General features: G+C 55.4%; 23 protein-coding genes and 1 tRNA gene. 11 read left to right on the forward strand and 13 right to left on the reverse strand.

The annotated features are described in order from the left end of the window. Positions 1–47 precede the first annotated feature (47 nt). Positions 48–1,079: a sodium:calcium antiporter gene (locus tag B7L15_RS08725; protein WP_085918599.1), complete on the forward strand. Its 1,032-nt coding sequence runs from the start codon at positions 48–50 to the stop codon at positions 1,077–1,079. A 79-nt stretch (positions 1,080–1,158) separates the two neighbouring features. On the opposite strand, the gene B7L15_RS08730 is transcribed toward B7L15_RS08725, so the two are convergent. The 3 genes from B7L15_RS08730 to B7L15_RS08740 all read right to left on the reverse strand — a co-directional run bounded on the left by B7L15_RS08730 (position 1,159) and on the right by B7L15_RS08740 (position 4,045). Next, positions 1,159–1,818 carry a metallophosphoesterase gene (locus tag B7L15_RS08730; RefSeq protein WP_085918600.1) on the reverse strand — a complete coding sequence of 220 codons (660 nt, stop codon included), beginning with the start codon at positions 1,816–1,818 and terminating at the stop codon, positions 1,159–1,161. A 381-nt stretch (positions 1,819–2,199) separates the two neighbouring features. Continuing rightward, a tRNA-Ser gene (locus tag B7L15_RS08735) sits at positions 2,200–2,290 on the reverse strand. A 48-nt stretch (positions 2,291–2,338) separates the two neighbouring features. Beyond that, positions 2,339–4,045 (reverse strand): potassium/proton antiporter, encoded by a 1,707-nt coding sequence (locus B7L15_RS08740; RefSeq protein WP_085918601.1) that lies wholly within the window; start codon positions 4,043–4,045, stop codon positions 2,339–2,341. Between the two features lie 222 nt (positions 4,046–4,267). Here B7L15_RS08740 and B7L15_RS08745 point away from each other — a divergent pair, with 222 nt between their 5' ends. Together B7L15_RS08745 and B7L15_RS08750 are read left to right on the forward strand one after the other, a co-directional pair. Beyond that, complete coding sequence (locus B7L15_RS08745; RefSeq protein WP_233337404.1) at positions 4,268–5,335, forward strand: ABC transporter substrate-binding protein; 1,068 nt, start codon at positions 4,268–4,270, stop codon at positions 5,333–5,335. Positions 5,336–5,374: 39 nt separating this feature from the next. Beyond that, positions 5,375–6,229, forward strand: a complete 855-nt coding sequence (locus tag B7L15_RS08750; protein ID WP_254902893.1) for a GIY-YIG nuclease family protein — start codon at positions 5,375–5,377, stop codon at positions 6,227–6,229. Here B7L15_RS08750 and B7L15_RS08755 read toward each other — a convergent pair. From B7L15_RS08755 to B7L15_RS08765, 3 genes are all read right to left on the reverse strand, one after another. Continuing rightward, positions 6,224–7,042 carry an alpha/beta fold hydrolase gene (locus tag B7L15_RS08755; RefSeq protein WP_085918603.1) on the reverse strand — a complete coding sequence of 273 codons (819 nt, stop codon included), beginning with the start codon at positions 7,040–7,042 and terminating at the stop codon, positions 6,224–6,226. The two genes, B7L15_RS08750 and B7L15_RS08755, sit on opposite strands and share 6 nt — an antisense overlap. Before the next feature lie 27 nt (positions 7,043–7,069). Then, positions 7,070–7,738: a 7-cyano-7-deazaguanine/7-aminomethyl-7-deazaguanine transporter gene (locus tag B7L15_RS08760; protein WP_085918604.1), complete on the reverse strand. Its 669-nt coding sequence runs from the start codon at positions 7,736–7,738 to the stop codon at positions 7,070–7,072. Between the two features lie 123 nt (positions 7,739–7,861). After that, positions 7,862–9,775 (reverse strand): propionyl-CoA synthetase, encoded by a 1,914-nt coding sequence (locus tag B7L15_RS08765; protein WP_085918605.1) that lies wholly within the window; start codon positions 9,773–9,775, stop codon positions 7,862–7,864. A gap of 288 nt (positions 9,776–10,063) precedes the next feature. Here B7L15_RS08765 and B7L15_RS08770 point away from each other — a divergent pair, with 288 nt between their 5' ends. Beyond that, complete coding sequence (locus B7L15_RS08770) at positions 10,064–10,381, forward strand: ArsR/SmtB family transcription factor (protein ID WP_085918606.1); 318 nt, start codon at positions 10,064–10,066, stop codon at positions 10,379–10,381. A 20-nt stretch (positions 10,382–10,401) separates the two neighbouring features. On the opposite strand, the gene sohB is transcribed toward B7L15_RS08770, so the two are convergent. Beyond that, a complete protein-coding gene (gene sohB, locus B7L15_RS08775) occupies positions 10,402–11,433 on the reverse strand; it encodes a protease SohB (protein WP_085918607.1) in 1,032 nt (343 codons plus the stop codon). A 188-nt stretch (positions 11,434–11,621) separates the two neighbouring features. Between sohB and B7L15_RS08780 the strand changes: the two genes are divergently transcribed. Further along, positions 11,622–11,933 carry an SCP2 sterol-binding domain-containing protein gene (locus B7L15_RS08780; protein WP_085918608.1) on the forward strand — a complete coding sequence of 104 codons (312 nt, stop codon included), beginning with the start codon at positions 11,622–11,624 and terminating at the stop codon, positions 11,931–11,933. Between the two features lie 21 nt (positions 11,934–11,954). On the opposite strand, the gene nudC is transcribed toward B7L15_RS08780, so the two are convergent. The 4 genes from nudC to B7L15_RS08800 form a co-directional block, all read right to left on the reverse strand. After that, positions 11,955–12,737 carry an NAD(+) diphosphatase gene (nudC, locus tag B7L15_RS08785; RefSeq protein ID WP_085918609.1) on the reverse strand — a complete coding sequence of 261 codons (783 nt, stop codon included), beginning with the start codon at positions 12,735–12,737 and terminating at the stop codon, positions 11,955–11,957. Next, positions 12,730–13,461, reverse strand: a complete 732-nt coding sequence (gene dnaQ, locus B7L15_RS08790) for a DNA polymerase III subunit epsilon (RefSeq protein ID WP_085918610.1) — start codon at positions 13,459–13,461, stop codon at positions 12,730–12,732. The genes nudC and dnaQ overlap by 8 nt, the downstream gene beginning before the upstream one ends. A gap of 9 nt (positions 13,462–13,470) precedes the next feature. Continuing rightward, complete coding sequence (rnhA, locus tag B7L15_RS08795) at positions 13,471–13,932, reverse strand: ribonuclease HI (RefSeq protein ID WP_085918611.1); 462 nt, start codon at positions 13,930–13,932, stop codon at positions 13,471–13,473. A gap of 62 nt (positions 13,933–13,994) precedes the next feature. Beyond that, positions 13,995–14,741, reverse strand: coding sequence for a methyltransferase domain-containing protein (locus tag B7L15_RS08800; protein WP_085918660.1), 747 nt, complete (start codon positions 14,739–14,741; stop codon positions 13,995–13,997). A 98-nt stretch (positions 14,742–14,839) separates the two neighbouring features. On the opposite strand from B7L15_RS08800, the gene gloB reads away from it, so the two are divergent. Genes gloB through B7L15_RS08830 form a run of 6 tightly spaced genes read left to right on the forward strand, consistent with a single transcriptional unit; the run spans position 14,840 to position 22,553 of the window. After that, positions 14,840–15,607 carry a hydroxyacylglutathione hydrolase gene (gene gloB, locus B7L15_RS08805; RefSeq protein ID WP_085918612.1) on the forward strand — a complete coding sequence of 256 codons (768 nt, stop codon included), beginning with the start codon at positions 14,840–14,842 and terminating at the stop codon, positions 15,605–15,607. A 26-nt stretch (positions 15,608–15,633) separates the two neighbouring features. Further along, positions 15,634–16,848 (forward strand): transglycosylase SLT domain-containing protein, encoded by a 1,215-nt coding sequence (locus B7L15_RS08810; protein WP_085918613.1) that lies wholly within the window; start codon positions 15,634–15,636, stop codon positions 16,846–16,848. A gap of 33 nt (positions 16,849–16,881) precedes the next feature. Then, entirely contained in the window at positions 16,882–18,783 is a 1,902-nt protein-coding gene (locus B7L15_RS08815) for an extracellular solute-binding protein (RefSeq protein ID WP_085918614.1), read from the forward strand. Between the two features lie 35 nt (positions 18,784–18,818). Continuing rightward, entirely contained in the window at positions 18,819–19,892 is a 1,074-nt protein-coding gene (locus tag B7L15_RS08820) for a microcin C ABC transporter permease YejB (protein WP_085918615.1), read from the forward strand. A 2-nt stretch (positions 19,893–19,894) separates the two neighbouring features. Then, positions 19,895–20,968, forward strand: a complete 1,074-nt coding sequence (locus B7L15_RS08825) for an ABC transporter permease (protein WP_085918616.1) — start codon at positions 19,895–19,897, stop codon at positions 20,966–20,968. Next, positions 20,961–22,553 carry an ABC transporter ATP-binding protein gene (locus tag B7L15_RS08830; protein WP_085918617.1) on the forward strand — a complete coding sequence of 531 codons (1,593 nt, stop codon included), beginning with the start codon at positions 20,961–20,963 and terminating at the stop codon, positions 22,551–22,553. Before B7L15_RS08825 ends, B7L15_RS08830 begins: the two co-directional genes overlap by 8 nt. A gap of 132 nt (positions 22,554–22,685) precedes the next feature. Here the strand turns inward: B7L15_RS08830 and B7L15_RS08835 are convergent, their stop codons facing one another. Both B7L15_RS08835 and B7L15_RS08840 read right to left on the reverse strand, forming a co-directional pair. After that, on the reverse strand, positions 22,686–23,390 hold the full coding sequence (locus B7L15_RS08835) for a pseudouridine synthase (RefSeq protein WP_085918618.1): 705 nt from the start codon (positions 23,388–23,390) through the stop codon (positions 22,686–22,688). After that, positions 23,390–24,205 (reverse strand): amidohydrolase, encoded by an 816-nt coding sequence (locus B7L15_RS08840; RefSeq protein WP_085918619.1) that lies wholly within the window; start codon positions 24,203–24,205, stop codon positions 23,390–23,392. The genes B7L15_RS08835 and B7L15_RS08840 overlap by 1 nt, the downstream gene beginning before the upstream one ends. Positions 24,206–24,225 lie beyond the last annotated feature (20 nt).

A 24,225-nucleotide genomic window follows, 5' to 3' on the forward strand; every position in this document is an offset into this window, starting at 1 on the left:
AACATTCTCGGCATGACACAGCGATATGCCCTAACGAGGGAAACTGAATGTTCACATTGCTCAATGATATTTCGCTTCTGGCCGCGTTTGCCCTCTTCGGTTTTTGCGCAGTTGTCATTGGTATCGTGGGTACCCGACTCACTCGAGTGGTTGATAGCCTCGCTGATCGCACTGGCTTAGGTGAAGCGATTGCGGGAGCTGTTTTGCTTGGAATGGCTACCTCGCTATCAGGCATTGTGGTATCGGTCTCTTCTGCCTGGACTGATAAACCCGAACTGGCAATGAGTAATGCGCTAGGCGGTATCGCCGTCCAGACGCTATTTTTAACGATCGCCGACATGGTATATCGACGTGCAAATCTCGAACACGCGGCAGCCTCTCTTGGTAACCTGATTCAGGGGGCATTACTTTTGTGCCTTCTCAGCCTGTTGCTGGTGGGGCGTTTCGCGCCTGAGTGGATTTTCTGGCAGATACATCCGATCACACCGTTATTATTTATTGCTTACCTATTTGGTCTAAGGCTGATTAAAAATGCTCACACACGGCCGATGTGGTCCCCGACAAGAACCCGCGAGACGCGTGAGGACCAGCCCGATGAGCCGTCTGGAAAAATTACGCTCAAGCGGCTATGGCTCATTTTCCTGGGTCTCGCGCTTGCAATAGGCTTCACCGGCTGGTTGCTGGAACGTAGCGCGACGATTATTGCTGCCGAAACAGGGCTTAGCCAAGCCGCCGTCGGTGTCCTGCTCACATCAGTCGTCACATCGTTACCCGAGCTTGTAACGACGATTGCAGCGGTGCGACGGGGAGCGCTAACGCTCGCAGTGGCTGGGATTATCGGTGGTAATGCGTTTGATACATTGTTTGCCGCCGCATCAGATGTAGCTTATCGGGGCGGCTCCATTTATCACGTCATCCCCAATCATGTGATGTTATGGGTTGCCCTTACGGTATTGATGACGGGGGTGCTCATGTTGGGCCTTCTGCATCGACAAGAGCAAGGGCCGGGCCGTATTGGATTTGAAAGCATGGCAATAATCGGCCTTTATTTGACGGGAATCATCATACTATTCAACTAGCGGTGCGAAAGAGATCATCCCCGCGAAACTACCGTTTAGAACGCACTAGCCCTACTGGGTGGCCGACATTCGCTCCCGTTCATGCCAACACCTCCCGGGCATTGATCAACGTCAATCGCCCGGTTTGGAAAGCGCCGGTGTCGATATAGAACACATTACCCAACCACGTCGGTCGCTCGATGATCGTATGCCCGACCACCACCGCATCGATGCCAGTCACCGGCGTTTTTTCCATACGCTTGATACGGGAACGCCCCCACACGATTTGTTCTTTTTCGGCAGGGCCTGCATCTTCAATCATTGACCAGTCAGCGGGCGACTCCGCGTGAACGATGCCTATCTGCTGCCCCATCACCTCCACCTGGCGTGCATAGGGCAGATACTTCAACGCCTTGAGGAGTAATCTGTGAACTTCGGTCCGGTTCTCTTTGTTCGCCCAAGTACCGCCGTTGATCATCCAAAGACTTTCAGCGTTTCCACCCCTTTCTAGAGCCTCCAATGCCAGCATTTCGTGATTGCCGCGCACGCCGAAAAACCAAGGCTCGAAGGGTAGCGATAGACACTTCAACGAATCAGCGCCGCGGTCGATCAAGTCACCCACGCAAAACAGGCGGTCCTTGGTCTTATCAAAATCAACCTGCGCCATGGACTCCAGCAGCAAGTCGTATTGCCCATGGATATCGCTGACAATGAAGTCCCTGCCCGTCATGTTCTGGTCGTGCTTTTGAATCAAGCGCATGGTGATAGCTCCTGGTTGCGACAGGGTGCTAAAGGAAGCCAGAAGGACAGTAGGTGAACCACCCACTAGGAAGCAGTCAGGTCTTTAGCGGCATCCAAAACATAACGCAGCGGTGCGCAGACGTCATTCTATTGGGCCTAAGGCCGCATGAATGAGCTTCTCAAGATGATCTGGTCACGTATCAACGTTGATAACGCCCCACCTCACCTGAAAGGTGAAAACAACAAGAGCGCCAAGCGCCGACGGAGGTTGCTAAACAACCGTAGACACGATCTGGACCAAGTAAAGGACCTGTGCATTTAGTAGAAGGGGTATTGAACAAGAAACGAAGGGACTAGAAACGCAAAAAAGCCCCGTAAAAACGGGGCTTTAATATAGAGGTGGCGGAGGGACAGGGATTCGAACCCTGGAAAGGCTATTAACCTTTGCCGGTTTTCAAGACCGGTGCATTCAACCGCTCTGCCATCCCTCCGGCTTACGGATGCATATACTACCAGCTTTTCCTTGGAAGTCAACGCCTTTAGTACAACCTTAGCCCGACACGGGTGATTTTTCCGCCTTGCATATCGCTGACAACCCAATGGATGCCATGCCAGTCCACATCGTCACCTACCACAGGGTGACCGCCTACGCGGAGCGATACAAACTCGGCCAGGGTCATGTCCTTCTCACCTGGGCTCAAGGTCAGACCATAAGCCTGGGCAATATCTTGCATTTGGGCGCTGCCATCCAGGGTAAAGGTACCGAAAAAGGCACGATCCCTTTTTAACTTTGAATCACCGTTAAACAGACGGTTGAGCGCATTCAGGTCTTCCGAACGGCCGATTACGCAAATTACATCGCCCAGCTTGAGTCGGGTGCTGCCTTTCGGGTGCAGCATGGCATGTTCACGGAATAGCGCCGAGATAAGTGCACCGGAGGGAAAGCGCAGAAGACGGATGGGCACGTCTTCAAGGTCTTTGTTGTCAACTGAGTAGACGAACATCTCGTAGTCGTTTTCCGGCAATATACCCAGCGGACCGCGTCGATCAGGCGTGGTACCCGTCGGCACCTCCACCTTTAGCCAGCGAGCCATGACAGTCAGCGAGCCACCCTGGATCAGAAGCGACATAAGCACCACCGCGAAGGCCACATTGAAGTAGAGCGAGGCGTTTTCCACACCGTCGATCAAGGGGAAAATGGCCAGCACGATCGGCACCGCGCCGCGCAGACCCACCCAGGCAATAAACCACGTTTCCCGCCAGCGAAACTTGAAAAACGGTTTGATGGTAATCAACACGGCCAGCGGGCGGGCAATGAAAATCAGGGCCAGCGCTACCAAGGCGGCGGGAAGCGCGACGTCCCAGAGCTCGCTGGGCGTTACCAGAAGCCCCAACACCAGGAAAAGACCGATTTGACTCAACCACGCCAGGCCATCGTGAACGGGCAGGATAAAGTTGAGATGGCGGCCCGGCTGGTTGCCGATCATCAAGCCCGCCAGGTAGATCGCCAAGAAGCCACTGCCGCCGAGTACACTGGTGAGGCCAAAGACGCTGAAGCCCAGGGCAAGCGCTAGCATGGCGTAGAGGCCCGGGGCCAGGTCCAGCCAGCGCAACAGCTTGGCACTCAGCCAGCCGCCGCCAAGTCCCACCACCAGGCCGATACCGAATTGGGTAATAAAAAACAGCAGCGTTTCAATGGGACCGCCGATATCACCAACCAACAATTCGACCAACATCAAGGTCAGGAAAATCGCCATCGGGTCGTTGGTACCCGATTCGATTTCAAGCGTGGCCCCTACCCGCTCATTGAGATTGACACCTCGTCCGCTTAGCATTGAAAACACCGCGGCGGCATCGGTGGAGCCTACAATGGCACCCACCAGCAACCCCTCGGCGAGCGATAGATCAAACACCAGCATGGCGATGCCACCGACAATGGCACTGGTGATAAAGACCCCGAAGGTGGCAAGTGAAAGCGCCGGCTTGAAGCCGACGCGGAAAGTTTTCAGGCGTGTGCGCAGGCCACCATCCAGTAGAATCATCGCCAGCGCTAAATGGCCGATGGTGAACGCCATGTAATAGTCATCGAACTGGAGCCCTAACAGTCCTTCTTCACCGGCGACCATCCCCAGCGCAAGGAAGATCAGGAGCAGGGGAACCCCCATCATCGAGGAAAGACGACTCGCCAGAATACTGAGCGCCATCAAGGAACCGCCGACCAAGAAAAACGTGTAGATTGCGTCCATGACTCTCCGTCTCTTCTCTAAGCACGCTGATTATCGCATGCCAGCGTTGAATTTACTGCGCCTCATGGACTGACAAGGCGTAATTGAAGGCTGGTCAGATGATTAGCGTGCCAGATACACTTTGCTTTCTGTTACTGGGAGTGATTGATGATGCTGACCCGTTTGTGTCGCACTTGGTATGTTTTGCTGTCTATAAAGGTCGTTTTATTATTCGTAAGTTCAATGACATACGCAAATGAGTCGGATGCTCAGAAGACGAACAGTGACAGCCAGCTCGAACTTAACAGCAGCGTCGAGGTTCCCCCCGCCTGGTGGACGCCCGATGCCGAACCAGAGGAGCCCCAACAGGAGGCGCCTACCAACGCCGTCACCCCAGCGCCTCCCCTTGAGCCACCACCCCTTGAACAGGTCAGCATCATGCTGGACTGGTTTTTGAGCCCGAAGCACGCAGGGCTCATCGTGGCTCAGCAACGTGGCTTGTTTACCGCCCAAGGCATGAAGGTTGAGCTCCAGACACCGGCAGACCCAAGCGTCGGACTGAAGCTATTAGCGGCCGATGAAATCGATTTTGCCTTAAGTCGCCAGCCTTCACTGCATCTCTACGTGCATGATGGAGCTCCTATCGTACGTATCGCCACGCTGATCGAAACACCGCTAAGCGCAGTGGTCGTGGCAGGTGAGATTGAAGATCCCATCAAGGATAAACTTGCAAGGATGCGCTACGGCTACACAAGCCGCGAAGGTCTTGACCTGTTCATCCCTTATTTGATCCCCAAGGCACTCACCCAGGCTGGCAATGTCGCGCCTCCGGTTAATCTGCATTTTGACATTCGCCGTGCTTTCGCTGAGGAGCAGGTCGATGCGGTCATCGATGCGCCCTTTCATTCATTACCTGAACAACTGGCGAATGAAGGCATCAATACGCAGGTTATACGCCACAGTGCCCTGGATATTCCGCGCTACGACGGCTTGATACTGTTGGCCAACCGAGACGGTACCGCCCGTCGTGCCAAGACCTGGTCTCACATTGTCAGGGCCATTGAAGACGCGCATTACTGGATATTGGAAAACCCCGATGCCGCCTGGGAGTTACTGATCAGTGCCGAACCGGTGCTTGATAACCCCATTAATGCAGCAAATTGGCAAGACCTCCTCAGGCGTATCGCGTTGTCACCTGGTGCGGTGGATAACCGCCGCTATCAGGCCTTTGAACAATTTCTTTTACAGCAAGGCCTCAGCGATGAGCTTTTGCCAGTGTCACGCCTGGCCATCGATCCCCATACCCTCTAGTCGGGGGGCTGTTAATCACCGACCAAACGGCAAACGCAATTGGATGAAACCCGGGGTCGTCAACGACCGGCACGGATTGATCAGGACATGCTCGACCAGCTACCATCCAGGCCTGGAGTGTATCTGTTTTATGGCCATAACCGGCTACCGCTTTACGTCGGCAAGAGTATCCGCCTACGCGACCGCGTGCGCGACCATTTTCGGCGAGCCCGCCACGATCATAAAGCGATGCGAATGGTCGAGCAGATACAGCATATAGAATGGGAAGAGACAGCTGGCGACCTGGGTGCCCAGCTACGGGAAGCCCAACTGGTCAAGTCACTGCTACCGATCATGAACCGTCAATTACGCAAGCAGCGCAACCTGACCACCTGGCATTGGCCAGAGGGGGCGACACAGCCACAATTGCTCAGCGGCACGGCGCTTAATCAACCGACAACGGGAGGATTCTTCGGTCTTTACCGAAATGCTTCCAGTGCCAAGGAGGCCTTACGTGGGCTAGCCGAAACGCATCAGCTTTGCCCGCAGGTGCTGGGCCTGGAAGCGGGTAAAGGCCGCTGTTTTGCCAGCCAGGTAGGAAAGTGCCGGGGCGCCTGTTGCGGTAACGAAACAATCAGCGACCACACACAGCGCGCGCAGACAGCGTTGCAGCCCCTACAGGTCAACACCTGGCCGTGGCCGGGGCGGATTGTCATCAAGGAATCCCCACCGGAGCACAAGGCAGTGGCCTGGCACGTGGTAAATCAGTGGTGCTACCTGGGAAGTGCCGCCACTTTAGCCGCCGCCAAGAAGCTGGATGCCGAGTCAGCCAGCTTCGATATCGACAGCTATCGGATCCTGCAGCGTTTCTTACGTGAACCTGATGAGTATGGCCTATCCATCAAGGCTCTATGAGTTGACTGAAGAAGTTTGCGCTGTCAAAAATGCGTCAACTGATTGCTGGAAAGCCACAGGCTGATCGGCATGCAGCCAGTGCCCGGCTTGTTTTAGCGTCACGACACGTGCGGCGGGAAGTATCTCACGCAGCGCAGGCAGCATGGCGTCGCTCACGTAGGGGGACTCATCGCCGCGTAGTACCAGCGTCGGTCCGTTGTAAGGCGCCTCCCCCGACGGCAAACCGATGATTGCCTCGTAATCCTGGCGGATGTAATCCAACCCAACGCGCAGTTTGAGCCCACCTTGCTCGCCTCGCACCAGATTAGTGGCAAGAAACAGCCGGGTCGGCCGGGAATCGACGTGTTCAGCAAGCAGTTCATCCGCTGCGCGGCGATTAGCGGGCTGCCCTTCCCTCACCCGCTCGAGCGCGGCAAAGACATCATCATGGCCATGCTGGTAAGCCACTGGGGCAATGTCCGCCACCACCAGTGAGGCAACGCGATCCGGGTGTTGACGGGCCAGGCTGATCGCCACCTTGCCGCCCATGGAATGCCCCACCAGATGAACCTGCGATAATCCGAGCTTGTCGAGCAAGGCGACGACATCGGCACTCATTTGGGCGTAGCTCATTCCCTCGACATGAGGCGAACGGCCGTGGTTTCGTAGGTCAACCGCAATCACCCGCCGTGAGGCTTGCCATACCTTGAGATGCGAGCGCCAGTTGTCGGCGCTGCCGAGAAGACCGTGAATGACGACCATCGGAGTCGCATCGGCGTGCTCTTCCGAGGGCTGGTCAAGGTAGTGTAAATCTATCGGCATGGCGTCATTCATCGTGGCTCCTCGTCGGTTGATGGGCTATCAGGCCGGTCGCGGCGCGACGTCAGTCTGATCGGTCCAGACCACCAGCCGACGCGTTAACCAGGATAGCAACAGGCCATACAGTGGCAGGAAAAACAGCAGGCTGATGGCAAGCTTTATGGCGTAATCGACGGCAGCAATTTCCACCCAATGGGTGGCCATGAAGGGATCCGGGCTCTGGTAAAAGGCGACCGAAAAAAATGCAAAGGTATCGGCCAGGTTGCCCAGCACGGTAGAAAACACCGGCGCGACCCACCATACCCACTGTCGCAGACGATCAAACACCTGCACATCCAATAACTGCCCAATAACGTAAGCCAAAAAGCTTGCCATTGCGATACGCGCGACAAATAGATTGCCTTCGCTCAATGCGCCCAGACCTGCGAAATCGCCCTGCGGAAACACCACGGAGATCACATACGAAACGACCAGCGCAGGCAGCATGACGCGCAGAACAATCGCTCGCGCAGGCCCTTTGCCAAACAGCCTGACGGTCAAGTCAGTGGCCAAAAAGATAAACGGAAAGCTAAAGGCGCCCCAGGTGGTATGAAAACCGAACAGGCTGAAAGGAAGCTGAACCAGATAGTTACTGGCGGCGATGATACTTATGTGAAACGCTACCATGACGGCGAGGCAACGGCGGTGCTGAGCGTCGTTTAAAACAAACATGCGGCTAGCCTTTTTGTATAACGAGGGGTTAGGGAACCCTCAATGTATTGCGCACCCAGTGCGGCGAGAGGCGCATTATACGCCTTCTCGACCGCATTAAAAGTGGGCGGCGGTCAGCAAAGGCTAGGCGTGAGGTGGCGTTTCGTTCGCGCGACCGATCCGGTGATCGCACATGGCGCGATGCACATCATCGACGCTGGTGGGATCATCGATAGTGGAAGGAATGCCCACCTCCTGGCCATCGGCCAGGTTGCGCAGCAACTTCCGCAAGATTTTTCCGGAGCGTGTCTTGGGCAGCCGGTCGACGACAATGACTTGCTTGAAACAGGCCACCGGGCCAATTTGCTCGCGTACACGCGCAATCAATGCTGCTTCGAGTGCTTCTTCACCTTCAGTGTAACCATCCTTGGGAATCACCAGGCCAACAGGCAACTGCCCTTTTAGATCATCATGGACACCAATGACCGCGCATTCGGCGACCGACGGATGACCGCCCACGACTTCTTCCATCTCGCCGGTAGAAAGCCGGTGGCCTGCCACATTAATCACATCGTCGGTGCGCCCCATGATGAACAGGTAACCCTGCTCATCAAAAAAGCCGCCATCTCCGGTCAGGTAATAGCCCGGAAATGCTGCCATATAGGCAGAGTGAAAGCGCTTTGGATCTCCCCAAACACCGGTTAAACAACCCGGGGGCATCGGCTGCTTGATCACAACGCTGCCCTGTTCCATGGGGGCTGCTTGCTCGCCATCCCGATTCAACACCTGCACATTAAAGCCAGGAACAGGTACGGTCGCCGACCCGGCCTTGGTGGGCATGGGTTCGATACCCGGCAGATTGGCGGCAATGGGCCAGCCGGTTTCAGTTTGCCACCAGTGGTCGATAACCGGTACGTCGAGCAGATCGTCAAGCCAGTGATAGGTCGGCGGATCAAGCCGCTCACCGGCAACGTAAAGATGCTTGAGACAGCTGATGTCGTACTTTGACAGCCACTGTGCATCCGGGTCTTCCTTTTTAATCGCACGAAAGGCCGTAGGTGCACTAAAGAAACTGGTGACGTTATATTTTTCGATGAGACGCCAAAAACTCCCAGCATCGGGCGTCTTGACCGGCTTGCCCTCATAAAGAACCGTGCTGCATCCGTGTAACAGTGGGCCATAGACGATATAGGAATGGCCGACGACCCAGCCAACGTCTGACGCGGTAAAGAACACATCGCCCGGCGCCAGGGCATAAATCGCCTCCATCGAGTAAGCAAGCGCCACGGCATAGCCAGCGGTGTCGCGCACAATGCCTTTGGGTTTTCCCGTGGTGCCTGAGGTATACAGCACATAAAGCGGGTCGGTGCCCTTTACCGGTACGCAGTCGGCCGGAGTCGCCTGGCTGACAAGGGCCTCCCAGTCGTATTCCCGTTCGTTGAACTCGACGTCACACTCCGCGCGGACTTTGATAATGCAGGCATCGGGCTGATGCGGACTTAAGGCCAGGGCCTGGTCGATGATCGGCTTGTAGGCCACTACCTTGCCACCCTCGATACCGCAGGAGGCAGCAACAACGACTTTCGGTGCGGCGTCTTCGATGCGTGCGGCCAGTTCGTGGGGAGCGAAACCACCAAATACAACGGAATGAATCGCGCCCAGTCGGGCGCAGGCGTACATGGCGACCACCGCCTCCGGAATCATCGGCATATAGATGACCACCCGGTCGCCTTTTACAACGCCTAACTGTTGAAGGCCGCCGGCAAATGCCGCTACCCGATCCCGTAACTGACGGTAAGTAATGGTCTGCTCGGTTTGCGTCACTGGCGAATCCCAGAAAATGGCGGCCTGCTCTCCTCGCCCCTGATCCACATGGTAGTCCAGGGCCGCGTGGCAAAGGTTCATCTCACCGTCGGCAAACCACCGCGCGTGCTGTTGTTCATCGTAGGACAGTACCGTCGTGGGCGGCATCATCCAGGGAATCCGCTTGGCCTGCTCGGCCCAAAACTGTTCTGGTTGCTCAATAGATTGCTGGTAAAGCTGCGGGTAGCGGCGCATGGGAACACCTATCGTTATTGTGATTGGGGAAGGCTCTCAGGATTGTTGACACTTTATGCATTAAGCCGATGCTTTTCTCTAAGACCATGGGCTACAAGTGGGAGATAATTCGCGGAATGGGTTTCATTGTCGACAAAATGCGTTGATTACCATTGATAAACCGTTAAACAACAACTTGGACAAACCACGCTAATTTACTGATCATTAAATAATCAGACACTACATCGCGGCCATGCCTTCAACAACCTATAACAACGCTACCTTTCAAAGGTAGACCAGGAGATCCCCATGTCGGCTTCCAAGAGTGCTGCACGCCTGCTTAATCATAACGGTCACGCCATCGAGGCGGGAACCAACCTGTTGAAAGCATTGGCCAATGAGAAACGGTTGCAGATTTTGTGCTTGCTCGCAGGTAAGGAACTTTCGGTAACACAGATTAATCAGCAGCTGGCACTGAGTCAGTCCGCGCTTTCGCAGCATTTGGCAATTTTACGGCGTGACCAACTGGTGAATACCCGGCGGGAATCACAAACGATTTATTATTCGCTCAGCAGTGATAGCGCCAAGGCCATCATCATGACCTTGGCAGACCATTTTGCTGCTTGATAGGCAGCAGCAAATCGTACTTAACGACGATGCCAACCTGTGGCTTCCAGCATGCTTAGTCCTTTAAGCACGGCATTTTCTACGCCGCTGGCCATCGCCAGGCCAAACTTGCGGCCAACTGTCTTGGGGGGCTCGAGTTTTACCCGATAAACGTGGGCTTTTGCGATACGCTCCATCAAATACGCTTCGCTGGTGCCGACACTATCGACCAGCTTGCGATCCAATGCTTCACTGCCGTACCAGATCTCCCCCGTCGCCAAGGCATCGATATCCATATCGGGGCGACGCTCGCCAACGTAACGCTTGAATAATTGATGCGTATTCTCAAGATCTTCGAGGAATTTTTCACGCCCTTCGTCGGTATTTTCACCCAACAGGGTCAATGTTCGCTTGTATTTACCGGCGGTTAAAAGCTCAACGTCGACATCGTGGCGCTTGAGCAAGCGATGGATGTTAGGAATCTGAGCGACCACGCCAATTGACCCCACCACGGCAAAAGGCGCTGCTTTAATATGATGCGCGGTACACGCCATCAGGTAGCCGCCACTCGCCGCCACCTTGTCCACGCACACAGTCGTCGTAAGCCCTGCCTCTCTCAAACGATCCAACTGGGCAGCAGCTAGACCATAGGCGTGAACCAGCCCACCGGGCGACTCAAGACAGATCACCACTTCATCATCAGGTTTGGCGACCTCGATAAGCGCTGAGATTTCCTGGGCAAAATGCTCGGTGGCCGAGGCTTTCATATCGCCCTTGAATGTCAGCACCCACACATTGGGCGTCTCAGTTTCGCCCTTTTCTTTACGCCGATGCTTGTCCTCACGACGGAAAGTCTTGAGCAGCTTTTTGCGAATACCGGCAGGCGTCGCCGCGAGCCGCAGGCGACGAGCGCGGCTACGGCGACGCTCGTGCAGGGGTTCTACGTGCAGGGTTAAATCGCGCTCCCCTTCTGCCTTGGCACGTGCAATAAGCAATACACCGATGCCGATAACAGCGACGATAATGCAGGCTTGTACGATAAACGTACCTATCTCTACGACCCATTCGTTCACGTGCGTCTCCTTGATTGATGTGCATCAAGCTGCCACCGTTGACCGCTGCATGAAAACGGCGCTTGATATGAAACATATGTTTGAAATATTCTCTCGCCCCAAGGTGGCCAATGGTACGATGTCGCTTCACATTGCACGCCATTTCATCCCATTATTCATTCCATCTGGTTTTTTAACGGAACGCTATTATGTCAACCAACACCCTCGAAAAGTTGCAAGCTCGCTTTGACCCAAAAGCCGCTCAGGGGATGCATGAGATTTTCCAGTTTCATTTTTCTGATGCGGGCAGTCACTATCTGGATATCCAGGATGGCAACCTCGATATTCAAGAGGGTGAGCACGACGACCCGTCGGTCAGCCTGAGCATGAGCACCGATACGCTGAAAGGCATCATGAATGGTGACATCAATGGCATGACCGCATTCATGACCGGCAAACTCAAGGCAACGGGTAACGTGATGCTGGCCACCAAGTTGACGAGCCTCTTTCCCGGCGAATAAGCCGACGGCTCCCCACCCTTTTCATCGCCAATGGTTTAAATGGGTTTCGATCAGCTCGCGAGAGATCGAATAGGTCGGCGGTAGCGTAGGCAGTTGGCGGGGGGAAAACCACGCTGCATCACTGATTTCCACCCCGTCAATGCGAATCCGCCGTGTGGTCGCCTCGGCAAAAAAACCCAGCATTAGTGAATGGGGAAATGGCCACGCCTGGCTTTGGTAATAGCGTAACTGGCTTACGTGGACGCCCACCTCTTCAAAAATTTCTCGATGTACGGCCTCTTCAGCGGATTCTCCCGGTTCAATAAACCCCGCCAGAGTTGAATAGCGGCCAGGCGGAAAACGCGGGCTGCGTGCCAGCAGCATCGCCTCGCCACTGGTCACCAGCGTGATAATGCAGGGCGAGATGCGTGGGTAGTTACGGTGACCGCAGGCGTGGCAATGCATCGCAAATTCAGTGGAGAGCTTTGTTGCTTCTGCACCACAGCGACCACAAAAGCGATGATTTTCCAGCCACGCTCCCACTTGCAGGGCGGTGGATAACAGCGAATACCAGTGGGTCGGCAACTCACCCATCCATTGCCGCCCGTCTATCCATCCTTCGCCCGGCGATGAGGCTAACTGCAGCGCAACAGGCTCTTCCTCCCAGTAGCAAAGCGGCTGCATTTCTTGAGTCCACTTTTGCCAGGGGTGGAGAGGGGTCAATGCCTCGCGATCTAGTGTCGACTCGGCAGGCGCAAGACGACTGCGTGAAAGGTAAATAACACGCCCTTCCCGTGCTTCATGGGGTATTTCTCGTCTAAGCATTGCCCGGCATATCCTCGAACCAGCGAAGCTGGTGCGTTTCACATTTCGCCAAGTGCGCTTGCCGCTCTTCCTGGCTTGGCGCAATGACCCGAAGCTGCCCAGGCGATAATGACATGCGCTGAACCGACAGCCCCGCCTCGGACGGAGTATCGCTACGCTGCTCTTGGTTGACCTCAGCATCCAGCGTGAGCGCCGTCTGCCCACCGGTCATGGCAAGATAGACATCAGCCAGGATCTCGGCGTCCAGCAAGGCGCCGTGCAGTACGCGATGACCGTTATCGATATCATACCGCTTGCATAGCGCATCAAGACTATTGCGCTGGCCCGGGTGCATCTTTCGGGCCATCACCAGGGTGTCAAGAATACGGCAATGATCACCGACAGGGCCGAGCGGTTGCCCACGACCCTTCAGCATTTTTAATTCGTGATCAATGAACCCCACATCGAAGGGGGCGTTATGAATGACCAACTCGGCCCCTTCTATAAAGGCCCAGAAATCGTCGGCAACCTGGGCAAACACCGGTTCGTTGGCAACTTTGGCATCATCAATCCCGTGTACTGCGACTACCTCAGCGTCGATGTGACGCTCGGGATTGATATATTGATGGTAGGTACGGCCGGTAAAACGCCGATTGACCATTTCCACGGCACCGATTTCTACCAGCCGATGACCTTCCCTGGGATCAATACCTGTGGTTTCCGTATCCAGAATGACTTGGCGCATCATGGTCTCCTATGCGTTTTTTACTGCTTCATCGATTGCCTGGTTGGCAAGGGCATCAGCTCGTTCATTGCCGGGATGACCGCTATGCCCTTTTACCCAGTGCCACTCAACTTGATGACGCTGGGCTTCAGCATCAAGCTCTTTCCACAGTTCGGCATTTTTGACCGGCTGTTTAGCAGCGGTTTTCCATTGGCGTTTACGCCAGTTATGTATCCACTGCGTGATACCCTGACGGACGTATTGGGAATCCGTCCAGATCGCCACCTGACAAGGGGTATTCAATGTACGCAGTGCCATGATGGCCGCCATTAATTCCATGCGGTTATTGGTCGTTTGTGCTTCATACCCATAAAGGGTTTTCTCATGCTGCCCACTTGCCAGCACAACGCCCCATCCGCCGGGGCCGGGGTTCCCACGGCAGGCTCCATCGGTATACACGGTTACCCGGGGTAACCGTCCAGTGTCAGTCACGTTGTGTGCGTCCTTAAATCCATAATGTTTGAGCTTGGGGTCTGTAGACTGGATAACGGCGGTTAATGACCATGGGTACGCGTCGCCCCCAGGGAATTCGCGGCAACCGGCGCTTTCAGACCAAATTTAATGCGTTGTTTGGGTGCATGGCGTTGGCGGCGTTTGGCCAGCACCATGTAGCTTTCCCCCAGAGGACAGTTATAGCGCCGACCCAGTGACTCCCAGTGCTCGACGCAACGCCCTCCCGGCCAGCTTCTAAAGCAGCAGTAGTCTACTCGCTCCACCTCAAAGTCGACAAATGCCAGCCAGTCACCCATCCGGCTGGCCGTTCGCCATTGCCCGTTCCAGGGGTATTGCCCCTGGCGCTTGCGCCACTGTTTGACCACACCGCTGACCCCCATAGGGTTAAACCCGAACAGTACCAGTAGGCCACTATCTGAGGTAACGCGTGCGGCTTCTTGAAGCGCATGATGGGCATCCGGCAAATGCTCAAGCCAATGGTGAAGCACGACGACATCCAGACAGCTGTCCGGTAGTGCGAGCCTGTCGGGCGGACAAATTAACGTCTGGTCGCTGGAGGCGCTCGTGCGTGTAGGTGCCCACTCCAGGCGATGGGCAATGCCGGACATCGACATCAGTGCTGGCCCCATTCCCATCTCGAGGCTATGACCACCGGAACGGGAATCAACCAGGGGCCCGAGGCAGGCGCGTTGGGAATCCCACAATGATTTACCTGCCTCCGACTCCCAGTAGGTGCGGCTTGTAAATAGCGTGTGGGCGAGTGTCTCTGCCGCCGTTGAATTTGACATGTACCGCTCAACCCTCCACAGTAACTGCTTTTTGACGTCTTGCATCATGAAAAAGCTATTAATCATGAGCGCTAATCCATCGTTAAAGGATCTCGCCTATGCTGAGCGTGACACCGATTCCCGCCCTTAGCGACAACTATATTTGGCTGCTCCGACAGGATACCAGTCAAGAGGTGTGCGTGGTGGATCCTGGTGAAGCGTTGCCGGTTATCGAGTTTCTTGAACGCGAGTCGTTGTCACTCGGCACTGTCCTGGTCACTCATCATCATCCTGATCATACTGATGGGCTGGGAGAATTAATCAGGCGCTATGCCCCCCGGGTAATAGGCCCGGACAATCCCTCTATCGAGGGGGTCGACGAGCGGGTCAGTGATGGCGATGAAATTCGCGTCATGGGCCGCCTGTTCGAGGTCATCGAGACGCCTGGGCATACGTTAGACCATATCAGTTATTTTACACCAGGGATTCCCCCGTTATTGTTCTGCGGCGACACCCTGTTTTGTGCCGGTTGTGGCCGCCTTTTTGAAGGGACCCCTGAGCAGATGCACAAGGCATTGAAACGCTTTGCTGCCCTGCCGGAAGAAACATTTGTGTTTGCTGCTCACGAATACACGTTGGCCAACCTTCGCTTTGCCAGCGAAGCAGACCCGGAAAATGAAGACGTCAAACACGCCTTAACGGAGTGTGAGAAGGCACGGGCACTAGACCGCCCCACCTTACCCAGCACGATAGGACGCGAGCTGAAAATCAACCCCTACTTGCGTGTCGATACGGAAAGTGTCCGCGGCGCCGCAAGCAAGCAGGGCGCTATTGATAATGATCTCGCAACGTTCACCACTCTGCGTGAGTGGAAGAATCGTTTCTAAACGCTATCGCAACGACGTAAACCACTATGACCTATCGCACGATTCGCCAACGCCTTTTATTGGGCGCCGGCAGTACCGTGATCATGAGCCTGTTACTGGCAGCTGCCGCTAACTCTCAGGCATCCGCTATCCAATACGACCCTTCTCAGCGGTCTGCCTCCGATTCACGGAATGCCTCTGCGTCCGATCATCCCACAGCGTCTCATGTACATTTCTGGGAAGAGCTGATGCTGGAGCCTCAGGATGCCTGGAGCAAACTGCGTGACAGCTTCCAGTGGCGCGAGCAGTCACTGTCTGCCAAGGCACAGGCACGTGTCGATGAATGGATAGACCACTACCGCTCAAGCCCTGAAAATATTGCTGAAATCACCGGTCGTGCAAGTCCATGGCTTGCCTGGATCACTCAGCAGATAAGTGATCGCAACCTGCCGGGAGAATTAGCACTTATACCCTTCGTTGAAAGCTCTTTTGACCCCAATGCGCGAAGTCATCGGGGCGCTGCTGGCCTATGGCAATTTATGCCTGGCACCGGTGACGCTTTAGGGCTTGTACGCAACGGCCATTACGACGGCAGGCTCGACGTTGTCACCTCGACTAACGCCGCGCTGGACTACCTCGAAATGCAGGCCGACCAGTGGTATGAAGGGGACCTGCAGCTTTCTCTTGCCGCCTACAATGCAGGCGCCGGGACAGTCAATAAAGCCAAACAACGCGCCGAAAACCAAGGCTTGCAAGGCAGCTATTGGGATCTGAACCTGCCCCAGGAAACCATGCAATACCTGCCCAAGCTGCTTGCTATTGCCAAGATTATCGATGATCCGGAACGCTACAATGTCAGCTTGCCGGATATTCATACAGAGCCGGCCTTCGCCAAGGTAAAGCTCGAGCATTCGGTTACCCTGTCTGAAGCGTCAAAGTTGCTTCGGATAGATAAATCGGCGCTGGCTGAACTCAACCCCGGTCTCCTCAATGGTGCGCTCAACCCATCAAGTTCTCAAACGCTGCTGGTACCTGAAGACGTGGATCATGACGTTCTCGCAGAGCTGTCAAACGGTGCAAATGAGCGCCAGGCCATAGCCAGCGCCAATACGCCCGACACTTACCGCGTGGAAAGCGGCGATAGCCTATCAGTGATAGCGAGTCGCTATAATCTGAGCGCTCAAGAGTTGATGCGGTTAAATGAGATTGAACGTCCAGAAGCTTTACAAGCAGGCCAACTCCTGACACTTTCAGGACGTTGAGACTCATCGCCTTGTTGATAGGGAAATTGCCCCATGCGCTGTGGCGTTATTCTGCGTCCTGTTTTATGCCTTGCCCGTAACGCGCTGCTTGCGGCATCACTCCTGGCCAGCACTCATGCCAGCAGTGATGCCCGCGTGACAGAGTCCACCGCCACGGATGGCTCGGCACCTGTCGAAACCCGCCATGCGATGTCGCTTTATGACGCGCCTGCCCTCGCTGAGGATTTTGCGCACTTTTCCCACGTGAATCCCGACGCGCCCAAAGGCGGGAGTATCAAGCATACGGCGGTGGGAAGCAGTTTTGATTCGACAAACCCCTTCATTATTCGCGGCACACCAGCGGCGGGAATATTTCAGATCTACGACACCTTAATGGCAAGCAATCCTAATGAGCCTTTCAGTCTTTATGGTTTGCTTGCAGAAGGTGTGCGTCTTGACCCCGATCGTGAATGGATTGAATTCGACCTTCGCCCTGAAGCTCGCTTCCAGGACGGTGAGCCGGTCACGGCCGACGATGTCGTCTTTTCGCTGAACCTGCTTCGTGACGAAGGCAACCCTTTCTATAGCAGCTACTATGCAGGGGTTGAGCAAGCCGTTGCCCTCAATGACCACCTGGTTCGTTTCACGCTTAGCGACAGTGAGTCACGAGAGTTACCGCTTATCGTCGCCCAATTCCCCGTGCTGCCGAAGCATTACTGGGAACAGCATGATTTCACCGCCCCGACATTGGCGGCGCATCCCGGGTCTGGCCCGTATAAAATTGGCGAAGTGGATCCTGGGCGACGGATTGTCTATCAGCGCGACGACGATTATTGGGCAAAGGACCTGCCGGTCAACGTGGGCCGATACAACATTGACCGGGTGATCTATGATTATTACCGGGATCGGGATATTGCCTGGGAAGCTTTTAAGGCCGGACTGACGGATTTTCGCACTGACGCGCGCGCCGCTACCTGGGCGATTGGCTACGATTTTCCCGCTTATGAGGAAGGGCTTGTCAAGCGTATCACGGTCCCCGATGTTAACCCCTCCATGATGCAGGCGTTCGTGTTCAATCTGCGCAAGGAAAAGTTCCAGGATCCGCGCGTTCGTGAAGCGCTGAGCCTGACCTTTGATTTTCCATGGCTGAACACCAATATTTTTTACGATACCTATCAGCGGACGCAAAGCTTCTTTGAAAACTCCGAAATGGAAGCCCAGGGCCTACCGAGCGACGAACAGCTTGCATTACTCGAACCCCATCGCGAGGAGCTGATGGAGTCCCACCAGTCAAAGCGGTTGTTCACGGAACCACTGCCTATCGACCATCCTCACGACCTCCGCGAACGGCTTCGCCTGGCCCTGGACCTGCTTCGCGAGGCAGGTTATCGGGTGGAAGACGGCGTTCTGGTCCATGAGGATACCCAGCAGCCGCTAAGCCTGGAAGTATTGCTATACGATTCAGGGCTTGAGCGCGTGGTACAGCCTATGTTGCGCAACATGGCCCGCCTGGGTGTGCAAACCTCGATGCGTATCGTCGATATCAATCAGTACCTCAATCGTCAGCGCAATTTTGATTTTGATATGGTAATCAGCCATTTCCCCCAGTCCAATAACCCAGGCAATGAGCAGCGTGACTTCTGGACCAGCCAAGCAGCTGACTCGCCACAGAGTCGCAATCGCATGGGCCTTGCGCATCCGGCTATCGACGATCTGGTGGAAAAGCTGATCCGAGCAGAAGACCGCGAAGAGCTTAATACCATTACCCGGGCGCTGGACCGTGTCCTGCGCTGGGGGTTTTATGTCATTCCCCACTATCATTCAGGTGAGACACGGATCGCCATATGGGATAAATTCGGTTATCCCGACCCCTTCCCCGAATACGCCATGGATTTAGACGCCTGGTGGGTGGTCCCCGAACGTGAAGCCGCTTTACAGCGCCGGTCACGCCGCTGACCTCGGCTTATTCTTGATGAACCATGGAGAGTTCTGTGGCACGTTACACCCTACGCCGACTGTTGTTGATGATTCCGACGCTTGTCGGGATCATGCTGCTCAATTTCATTATCGTGCAGGCCGCGCCTGGTGGCCCGATCGATCAAATGCTGGCACGCTTTGAAGGCGCCGATGCAATGGCCAGTACGCGCCTGGATATGGGGGGTGCCGATGTACAGGTCAACGACGAGTCCCGCGGTGCCAGGGGAATCGACCCTCGCTTTATTGAGCAACTGGAACAGCAGTTTGGCTTTGATAAACCGGCCCATGAACGTTTCATCGGCATGATGGCGGATTATCTCACCTTCGATTTCGGCACCAGCTTTTTTCGCGACCGGCCGGTAATCGATTTGATGATAGAGCGTTTGCCGGTATCTATCTCGCTGGGGCTTTGGACGACCTTGCTGGTCTACCTCATCTCGATTCCGCTAGGCATACGGAAGGCCCTGCGCCACGGCTCACGATTTGACGTCTGGACATCCGGGCTGGTCATCGTCGGTTACGCCATCCCGGGGTTTTTATTCGCCATCTTGCTGATTGTGCTATTTGCCGGCGGCACCTACCTGGACTGGTTTCCACTCAGGGGGCTCACTTCCCCTTATTTCGACCAGCTTTCCACCTGGGGTAAGGTCAAGGATTATTTCTGGCATATCACGCTTCCTGTATTGGCTGCATCGATTGGCAGTTTCGCCACGCTCACCATGCTGACCAAGAACAGCTTTCTGGATGAAATCCACAAGCAATACGTGCTGACAGCCCGGGCCAAGGGCGCCGATGAGCAGCGCATTCTTTATGGACACGTGTTTCGTAATGCCATGCTGATCATTATTGCCGGCCTGCCCTCAGCCTTGATTGGTATCTTCTTTACTGGCTCGTTACTGATTGAGGTGATTTTCTCTCTTGATGGGCTGGGCCTGCTGGGGTTTGAAGCGGTCATGCAGCGAGACTATCCCGTCATTTTCGGTACGCTGTTTCTCTATACGGTCATCGGGTTGCTGCTGAAACTGCTGTCAGATCTCACCTATGTGTGGGTTGACCCGCGCATCGACTTTGCCACCCGGGAGTCGTGACCATGACTGTTTCTACGTCTCGATTTTCACCCATTACCCGGCGCCGCTTTGCCGCATTCAGGTCGAACCGCCGCGCCTGGGTATCATTATGGGTGTTTGGTGTCGTGTTTGTGTTGAGCCTTTTTGCCGAACTGATTGCCAACGATAAACCGATCATCATGCAATACGATGGTCAGTGGTATGTTCCACTGCTGGTCGACTACCCCGAAACGGAATTTGACGGCTTCTTGCCTACACGAACCGATTACCTGGACCCCTTTGTCCAGCAGCAGATCGAGAACAACGGTTGGGCGTTGTGGCCCCTGATTCCGTTTTCTTACCAGACCCTGGATATGCAGATGACCCGCCCGTCGCCTGCCCCGCCAGATGGTCGCCACTGGCTGGGCACAGATGACCAGGGACGGGATGTGCTTGCGCGTGTGATTTATGGCTTTCGTCTTTCGGTCGCGTTTGCCCTGGTATTAACGGCTGGATCATTGGTACTAGGCGTGCTTGCGGGGGGTGTCCAGGGCTATTTTGGCGGCAAGACGGACCTTGTCGGCCAGCGCATTACCGAAATATGGTCAGGACTCCCAGTACTGTTTCTGCTGATCATTCTCGCCAGTTTCGTGCAGCCCGGTTTCTGGTGGCTGCTGGGTATCATGCTGCTGTTTTCCTGGCTTGGGCTGGTGGACATCGTTCGCGCCGAATTCCTGCGTGCACGTAACCTAGAGTACGTTCGCGCGGCCAAAGCCATGGGGCTGCCGTCGCGTCTGATCATGTGGCGGCACGTGCTGCCCAATGCCATGGTGGCCACCCTGACGTTCATCCCTTTCCTGTTTACCGGGGCCATTGGCACCTTGACCGCGTTGGATTTTCTGGGGTTTGGACTACCACCGGGAGCGCCTTCACTGGGCGAGCTTGCCGCTCAGGGCAAAAACAACCTGCACGCACCCTGGCTGGGCATCACCGCCTTCATGACCCTGGCCATTATGCTTTCGCTGCTGGTGTTTATCGGCGAAGGCCTACGTGACGCCTTTGACCCCCGCCACGTTCAGCAGCTACCAACGCCTGCTAAGGAAACGCCCCATGCCTGAGCCGCTACTTTGCGTCGACAACCTGACCATCGCCTTTGATGGTAGCACCGTGGTCGAGTCACTGAGTTTGGAGCTACATGCAGGCGAGACGCTGGCCATTGTGGGCGAATCCGGCTCAGGCAAATCGGTATCGGCGCTCGGATTGATGAATCTGTTGCCGGCCAATGCCAGGGTAAGCGGCGAACGACGTCTGAACGGTACCCCGCTTAACTCACTTGGCAATGCCGAGTGGAACGCCCTGCGCGGCAATACGGTAGGCGTTGTCTTCCAGGAGCCAATGACATCGCTCAACCCACTACACCGGATTGGTAAGCAGATTGGCGAATCCCTGCGCCTGCACCAGGGGCTTCGTGGAAAAGCCGCCCGAGCAAGGGCCAAAAACCTGCTTGAACAAGTGAAACTGCCGCGTGCTGAAGAACTGCTCGATGCATGGCCTCACCAGCTATCCGGGGGGCAGCGTCAACGGGTTATGATCGCAATGGCGATTGCCAATAACCCATCGCTGTTGATCGCCGACGAGCCCACCACCGCACTGGACGTCACCGTTCAACAGGAAATTCTGGCCCTGCTCAAAGAGCTGCGCGACCAGCACGGCATGGGGCTGCTGTTGATCAGTCACGACCTTAACCTGGTACGCCGTCATGCAGACCGTGTGTGCGTCATGTATCAGGGTAAAATCCAGGAGTCTGGCCCCGTCGAGCAGGTGTTTGAGCGGCCACAAAGCGATTATACCCAGCGACTGCTGGCCGCCGAGCCGGAAGGCAGGCCATCGCCTGTTGCCGAACTTTCGCCGTTACTGACTGTCAGACAATTGAGCGTAAGCTTTAAACGTCCCAAACCCGGATTGTTCAAGCGTCAACCGCCTGCCTTTGAAGCGGTCAAAGCCACTGACCTCACCGTCGCACCAGGCGAAACCTTGGGTATTGTGGGTGAGTCAGGTTCGGGCAAAACCACCCTCGCCTCCGCTATTATGCGGATGGTGACCAGCCAGGGCGATATCACCCTGGGTGATGTCCCCTTGAGCAAGCTGACGGGTAACGACTTGCGCCGTCAGCGGCACCGGCTACAGATGGTTTTCCAGGATCCCTATGGCGCACTGTCACCGCGTATGCCGGTATTCGATATCGTCAGCGAAGGTTTGCGGTTTCACTACCCGCACCTGTCTGATGCGGAAGTCACCGAGCGCGTCCATCAAACGCTGAGAGAAGTTGGCCTGCCGGAAAGCTGTGCAGCGCGGTACCCGCATGAATTTTCCGGTGGTCAGCGCCAACGGATCGCCGTCGCGCGAGCCATTATCCTGGAGCCTGAGCTGCTGGTGCTGGATGAACCGACGTCAGCACTGGACCGCACCGTTCAAAAGCAGCTGGTGACACTGCTGAGGGACCTCCAGGCACGGCGCCAGCTCAGCTATCTGTTTATCAGCCATGACCTCGCCGTGGTGCGCGCGATGGCCCATCGCATCATGGTGCTGAAAGATGGCGACGTCGTCGAGCAAGGATCCTGTCTGGATGTACTGGCCTCTCCCCAGCATCCTTATACCCAATCGCTTATAGCGGCGGCGTATCTGAAAGATTTCGTGGGCTGATTTGCTGCCTGTTCAAGAATATCTCGAGTTTGCCTAAAGACCAGGCAAAAAAGATAACGGTATAAAATGATAGTAAAATGAAACGCGCCTGAGCCATATCGGTGTGCGTAAGCTCAGGGCGTTCGTGGGCAATTAAAAGCTGGCGATTTCTTCCGGGGTCAGTTCACGCCATTCGCCTGGCGCAAGGGCATCAGTCAGCTCAATATCGCCAATGGAACGTCGATGCAGCGCATCTACGTGATTGCCTAACGCTACAAACATGCGCTTGACCTGATGATAGCGGCCTTCCGTGATGGTCAACTCGGCCTGGCGCGGTGATATAAAACGCAGCGTTGCTGGCTGGGTCGGCGTTTCTTCACCATCGAGCATGATGCCTTCTGCCACCTGGTTGATGGCCCACTCGGCCATATCACCTTCCATGGGCTCGGCAAGCTCAGCCACATACACCTTGGCGCAGCGATGGCGCGGTGACGTCACACGATGCGACCACTGGCCATCGTCGGTAAGCAGCAATAGACCCGTAGTATCGACATCAAGACGACCGACCGGTTGTAATCGCTCCGCCTTGGGAAGGTCAATCAGGTCGATGACCCTGGGGTAAAGCCCTCGCCTAGCGGTGCACTCCACATCGGCAGGCTTGTTCAGCATGATATAGCGTAGCCCTACCAGCGCCAGACGCGCGCCGTTAAGCAGCACCACGTCTTCTTGCGTATCAATATGCGTTGCTGCCTGCTTGATCGGCTCGCCGTTCAAGGTAACCTCACCGTTTTTTAGCGCGCGCTTAGCCAGGCTGCGCGTTAACGGGGTCGTTTCACTTAAAAAGCGATCAAGACGCATTATTGGCCGACTCCTGGGAGTAATGAAAATCGATCGGCGTCTTGCCAGGCAGGAAATTTTTCTCGAAAAGCATCTAGATCCGTTTTATTGAGGCATCCCGTTTCCACAAACGGCGTATGCGCTGAATGGTCGATAAGTGGCTCGCCTTTGAAATCAACCAGCATGGAGTCGCCGCTGTACGCCAGGCCTTTGGCATCTTCGCCCACGCGATTGACGCCAATCACGTAGGTCAGGTTTTCAATCGCCCGGGCCTGAAGCAAGGTGCGCCAGGGTTGACGGCGAGGTGCGGGCCAGTTGGCCACGCACAGCAGCGCATCATACTCGAAATGTTCGCCTTGTGCCGGTTGCTGGCGCAGCCAAACCGGAAATCTCAAGTCGTAGCAGACCGTGAGCAGTATTTTGAAACCGTTCAATTCGACAATTTCACGACGCTCCCCCATGTCATAACGCTCATGTTCACCGGCCATGCGAAACAGGTGTCGCTTGTCGTAATAGGTCAGCTCCCCATCCGGCATGGCCCAGATCAGCCGGTTGTAGAACTCACCCTCATGCTGGATGGCCACACTCCCGGTCATGACGCACTGACGTGACCGGGCCTGATGCTTCATCCAGGCAACACTTTGGCTTTCGTCCATGGGCTGTGCCATCTCACGGGAGTTCATCGTAAACCCGGTGGCAAACATTTCGGGCAATACGATCAGATCAGTTTCCCGGTTATCTAGATCACCCAGCAGCTTCTCAAGGTGGGTGTGGTTGGCTTCCGGGTTTTCCCAGCGCAGATCGCACTGCACCAGGCTGGTTCTGAGTTGGCTCATCGAATCACTCCTTTACGCCG

Source organism: Halomonas sp. CSM-2 (assembly GCF_002119345.1).
Lineage (GTDB): Bacteria > Pseudomonadota > Gammaproteobacteria > Pseudomonadales > Halomonadaceae > Vreelandella > Vreelandella janggokensis.

Excerpts from the sequence above, each read along its gene's own strand:
- B7L15_RS08725 (WP_085918599.1), top strand. The coding sequence starts at position 48 with ATGTTCACATTGCTCAATGATATTTCGCTTCTGGCCGCGTTTGCCCTC.
- B7L15_RS08730 (WP_085918600.1), bottom strand. The coding sequence starts at position 1,818 with ATGCGCTTGATTCAAAAGCACGACCAGAACATGACGGGCAGGGACTTC.
- B7L15_RS08740 (WP_085918601.1), bottom strand. The coding sequence starts at position 4,045 with ATGGACGCAATCTACACGTTTTTCTTGGTCGGCGGTTCCTTGATGGCG.
- B7L15_RS08745 (WP_233337404.1), top strand. The coding sequence starts at position 4,268 with ATGACATACGCAAATGAGTCGGATGCTCAGAAGACGAACAGTGACAGC.
- B7L15_RS08755 (WP_085918603.1), bottom strand. The coding sequence starts at position 7,042 with ATGAATGACGCCATGCCGATAGATTTACACTACCTTGACCAGCCCTCG.
- B7L15_RS08760 (WP_085918604.1), bottom strand. The coding sequence starts at position 7,738 with ATGTTTGTTTTAAACGACGCTCAGCACCGCCGTTGCCTCGCCGTCATG.
- B7L15_RS08765 (WP_085918605.1), bottom strand. The coding sequence starts at position 9,775 with ATGCGCCGCTACCCGCAGCTTTACCAGCAATCTATTGAGCAACCAGAA.
- B7L15_RS08770 (WP_085918606.1), top strand. The coding sequence starts at position 10,064 with ATGTCGGCTTCCAAGAGTGCTGCACGCCTGCTTAATCATAACGGTCAC.
- B7L15_RS08780 (WP_085918608.1), top strand. The coding sequence starts at position 11,622 with ATGTCAACCAACACCCTCGAAAAGTTGCAAGCTCGCTTTGACCCAAAA.
- nudC (WP_085918609.1), bottom strand. The coding sequence starts at position 12,737 with ATGCTTAGACGAGAAATACCCCATGAAGCACGGGAAGGGCGTGTTATT.
- dnaQ (WP_085918610.1), bottom strand. The coding sequence starts at position 13,461 with ATGCGCCAAGTCATTCTGGATACGGAAACCACAGGTATTGATCCCAGG.
- B7L15_RS08800 (WP_085918660.1), bottom strand. The coding sequence starts at position 14,741 with ATGTCAAATTCAACGGCGGCAGAGACACTCGCCCACACGCTATTTACA.
- gloB (WP_085918612.1), top strand. The coding sequence starts at position 14,840 with ATGCTGAGCGTGACACCGATTCCCGCCCTTAGCGACAACTATATTTGG.
- B7L15_RS08810 (WP_085918613.1), top strand. The coding sequence starts at position 15,634 with ATGACCTATCGCACGATTCGCCAACGCCTTTTATTGGGCGCCGGCAGT.
- B7L15_RS08815 (WP_085918614.1), top strand. The coding sequence starts at position 16,882 with ATGCGCTGTGGCGTTATTCTGCGTCCTGTTTTATGCCTTGCCCGTAAC.
- B7L15_RS08825 (WP_085918616.1), top strand. The coding sequence starts at position 19,895 with ATGACTGTTTCTACGTCTCGATTTTCACCCATTACCCGGCGCCGCTTT.
- B7L15_RS08830 (WP_085918617.1), top strand. The coding sequence starts at position 20,961 with ATGCCTGAGCCGCTACTTTGCGTCGACAACCTGACCATCGCCTTTGAT.
- B7L15_RS08835 (WP_085918618.1), bottom strand. The coding sequence starts at position 23,390 with ATGCGTCTTGATCGCTTTTTAAGTGAAACGACCCCGTTAACGCGCAGC.
- B7L15_RS08840 (WP_085918619.1), bottom strand. The coding sequence starts at position 24,205 with ATGAGCCAACTCAGAACCAGCCTGGTGCAGTGCGATCTGCGCTGGGAA.